At 38.4% G+C, this 3,889-nt stretch carries 3 protein-coding genes and 1 pseudogene; 2 read left to right on the forward strand and 2 right to left on the reverse strand.

Annotated features, from left to right (window positions below; all coding sequences use genetic code 11):
- Positions 1 to 605 (forward strand): aromatic amino acid lyase (locus tag AC1DSB_RS15860; RefSeq protein WP_477587079.1); only part of this gene is annotated, 605 nt, incomplete at its 5' end.
- A 169-nt stretch (positions 606 to 774) separates the two neighbouring features.
- Here AC1DSB_RS15860 and AC1DSB_RS15865 read toward each other — a convergent pair.
- Positions 775 to 1,989: pseudogene (locus tag AC1DSB_RS15865) on the reverse strand (NAD(P)/FAD-dependent oxidoreductase).
- Positions 1,990 to 2,203: 214 nt separating this feature from the next.
- Here AC1DSB_RS15865 and AC1DSB_RS15870 point away from each other — a divergent pair.
- Positions 2,204 to 3,163 carry a nucleoside hydrolase gene (locus AC1DSB_RS15870; protein ID WP_477587080.1) on the forward strand — a complete coding sequence of 320 codons (960 nt, stop codon included), beginning with the start codon at positions 2,204 to 2,206 and terminating at the stop codon, positions 3,161 to 3,163.
- 34 nt (positions 3,164 to 3,197) lie between these two features.
- On the opposite strand, the gene AC1DSB_RS15875 is transcribed toward AC1DSB_RS15870, so the two are convergent.
- Positions 3,198 to 3,889, reverse strand: a 692-nt coding sequence (locus AC1DSB_RS15875) for a Ger(x)C family spore germination C-terminal domain-containing protein (protein WP_477587081.1), incomplete at its 5' end; no start/stop codon positions are given.

Consider the following 3,889-nt stretch of genomic DNA (forward strand, 5'->3'; position numbering starts at 1 on the left):
CAGATAATCCATTGATTTTTGAGGATGGGGAAGTCATCATTTCAGGAGGTAATTTCCATGGTCAGCCGATTGCTTTTGCGATGGACTTTCTGAAATTAGCAGTTGCGGAGCTTGCGAATGTTTCGGAACGCCGAATCGAACGATTGGTCAATCCACAATTGAACGAAGGATTACCGCCTTTCCTAAGCCCACAACCAGGACTTCAATCAGGTGCCATGATTCTGCAATATGCGGCGGCAAGCTTAGTATCGGAAAATAAGACGCTTGCACATCCAGCCTCGGTTGATTCAATCCCATCTTCGGCTAATCAGGAAGATCATGTGAGCATGGGGACAATCGGCGCACGTCATGCTGGAAATATGATTCAAAATGCACGACGCGTGTTGGCAATCGAAGCTTTCTGTGCATTGCAAGGTTCGGAGTACAGAGGCAAAGATAAAATGTCTCCATTGTTACAGGATAAATGGAATGAATTCAGAGCATTTGTCCCATCGATGGATGAAGACCGGATTTTCAGCACAGATATCGAGCGAATCAGCGTACATTTAAAGAACGAAACTGCTTCATCAATTTATGCAAAAAAAGAGGCTGTAACCGTCCAGTAAGCGATGAGTCAAGATGTCTCAAAGGTCGTTTTCAGACGTGAACCTGCAAAAGTCAGATGTGAACGCTACTTTTTCAGTCGTGAAACCCAAAAAGTTAGACTGAGTTATCGCTCAGCTACTCAACGAGCCAATAAAAAAGCAGTCTCCATTTTTGGAGACTGCCTTTAACTTATTTAACACCATATTTACGATCCAGTTGCACTAAATGGGCATCGGGGTGATGGCCATCAATTATTAAATCCCTCAATATTTGTGAACCAAACATGCTATAGACTGTACCATTCCCACCATATCCGAGTAAATAATAATGATTTTTCTTGGTAGGATGTTGTCCGATAAATGGCATGTTATCCTTCGATTCACCGAAGGTAGCGCCATAAGCATAATCCAGTTCAATTTGAAAATGAGGGAAAAGTTCTTGTATTCGAATCAGCAACTTTTCGGCTTTTTCATTAATCAGTTCCAGTGATTTCGGCGCATGGGCTATCTCTTCATCCAAACCACCAACAATGATTCGATTATCTGTTGTTGTTCGAATATAAAGATATGGTCTAGCTGTTTCCCAAATAAACGCTCGTTGATACCATTGTGTAATCTGGTCAATGGGTTTTGTTACAACTGCATATGAACGATTGATTTTTGCACCAATCCTTTTCCCAACCGGAGTAGTTTCATAACCCGTTGTATAAATTATATGTTTAGCATTAAAAGTACCTGCAGTTGTCTTTATTAATATGCAGTCCTCTTGTGTCATTGAATCTGTCACTTCAACAAAATCGAATAAATGCGTCCCTTTTTCTTCAATCAATTCTAATATTCCATTCACTAAGCGATACGGATTCATTTCGGCATCCTCATATGTCACAAATGCGCCAGGTTTTGTGAAAGACACATTTTCCGACATTTCATCAGGGGTCCAGTAATCACATGGAAAACCATGCTTTCTCAATGTTTCGTACTCTTCTTTTATTTTTTTGACATCAGCATCTTAACTTGCGAAACAGATACTTGGTCGTACGATAAAATCAGAAGAAATAGGAAGACGATTTGATATGGTTTCTAAATCCTTAACGGCTTCCAAACACATTTGATAATATCGTACAGCATCCCGTTCACCAATTTGATCGATTAACTCATGTAGCATAATATCATTCGAATACTGAATGAACCCGGTATTTACCATTGTACTGCCAGTGGCCAATTGTCGTTTATCCAATATCGCTACGCTTAGCCCGGCATCGGTTAAAGCCAATGCAGTCAAAGCCCCTGACATGCCACCACCCACAATGACAACATCATAGCAATCCAACCTTTCGTTAACTTCAAAAGGTTTTCTAAGTGGGAAAGTAGTCGGCCAGAAAAGTGAGCCATTATGTATATCCATTCAGTATTCTCCATTCTTTATTTTCTACTTAGTTATTACCCAAATGTTACACACTACTAGCCCGATTTTCTTTTTTCGATATACTTTTTTCTGTCATTGAACTTTTTTACAATAGTTTCCTGCACGAAATGGTATATCTCAAAAATATAGAGCGTATATAAAAAAAGAACTAGATTGTAAGAGAGTGGCTATTATATCTAAGAGGTGGTTTAGAGTGAAGAAAGTGTTGTTTTTTGGGGATATCGGAATTGATGATACAATGGCTTTAATTTATGCGTATTTACATGATGAAATTGAAATAGTAGGTGTTGTTGCGGACTATGGGAATGTTTCCAGGAAAGATGCAGTTTCTAATATTCACTATTTATTCGATTTGTTTGATTTCCCAAAAGATATTCCTGTTATTTTAGGCGCTGAAGTTCCTTTGACGGGTGAGCAACCTATTTTTTATCCAGAAATCCACGGGGAACATGGGCTTGGACCAATTATTCCAGTAAAACAAGGGACAATCGATGAAAACTTTCTTGAAATTGTAAAAATATTAGAAGCGCATCGGGATGAATTGGTCATTGTAAATGTAGGACGCCTTACATCGCTCGCGACCATGTTCATTTTGTATAAAGACCTAATGAGTTCGGTACAGGAATTCTTCATTATGGGCGGGGCATTTTGGGTTCCAGGGAATGTCACAACTGTGGCTGAGGCAAACTTTCATGGGGATCCTGTAGCGGTGAAGATTGTTCTTACATACGCAAAAAATGTAACCATTATCCCTTTGAATGCATCACAAAAGGCAATTGTCACTCCCAAAATGGTCGAGTATATTGATCAATTTGGTAAAGCCAAAATCATTAAACCTTTAATGGAATTCTATATTGAATTTTATAAAAAACGTAATCCCTTGCTTACAGGGGGACCTCTGCACGATGTGCTGACCCTAATGGCAACAATTCAACCGGAATTATTTATCTTTGGAAATTCGACCGTTGAAATTGTACAGCGTTTGGAAGGATCAGAACGAGGGCAAAGTATCGCGAATATAAAGAACGATATTGAATCAAAAAATGACGGAAATAAAAAACATCGCATCGCATTCGATATCGACTATGACAAGTTTTTTAAACAGTTTATGTCTGTCATGATTGGCCAACATACTCGTAATGGAGAACAATAAACAGAGAAAGAGGGATAAGAATATTCGCTCAAGCTTATTCGAAAATCCCACTTCTAAGAACGGTAAAGTCCACTTTAAAATTTACTTTCGCGTCCTTATACATCTCATGCCATTTTTCATAAGTGAGATTGGGCTCTCTGACCGAGCTTCGGTAAAATTCACCTAAACCAAAAACATCGGAGTCCACTTCCTGACAATAAACGAGTATTTTTGCAAGGTTCTTGGACATACTTTTCTCGATTTCTTCTTCCAATTTCTGCACATTTTTTGGATTGTCCATATCCATATTTGCTTCTATTTCTAATAATCTTCCACGAACTGTGAATTGCATGTCGAATTCCGGTGTGTCCGGATTAATGAGTTTCAATTTTTTCTTCGTAGAGATAGTATCAATCACTACTGTAATATCTTCTTGAGATTCCTGTGTTTGTGAAGCTGGTAGTGATTCTTTAGGAATCTTCGTTTCAAACATGGCGGCCTTATGAAAATCTCTAGCCAATTTAAGGTAAAAACTATTTTCAGCCGATAATTTCCCGACCATTTTGTCTTTGTTGAATAAAGCAACTCCTGAAATTTCCACAATTTCATCCTTTCTTTTAATTATGGGTAAAGCAACGTCCCTACCTAGAGAGTAATAATCGTGTGCTACTTCATGAATAGTGGATGAAATCATTTGTTCGCTCTTGATGTTTTGTTCTAGCAACTTGAAGATATGGATTCCTATAT

This window comes from Paenisporosarcina sp. P4_E4_2 (genome assembly GCF_056401595.1).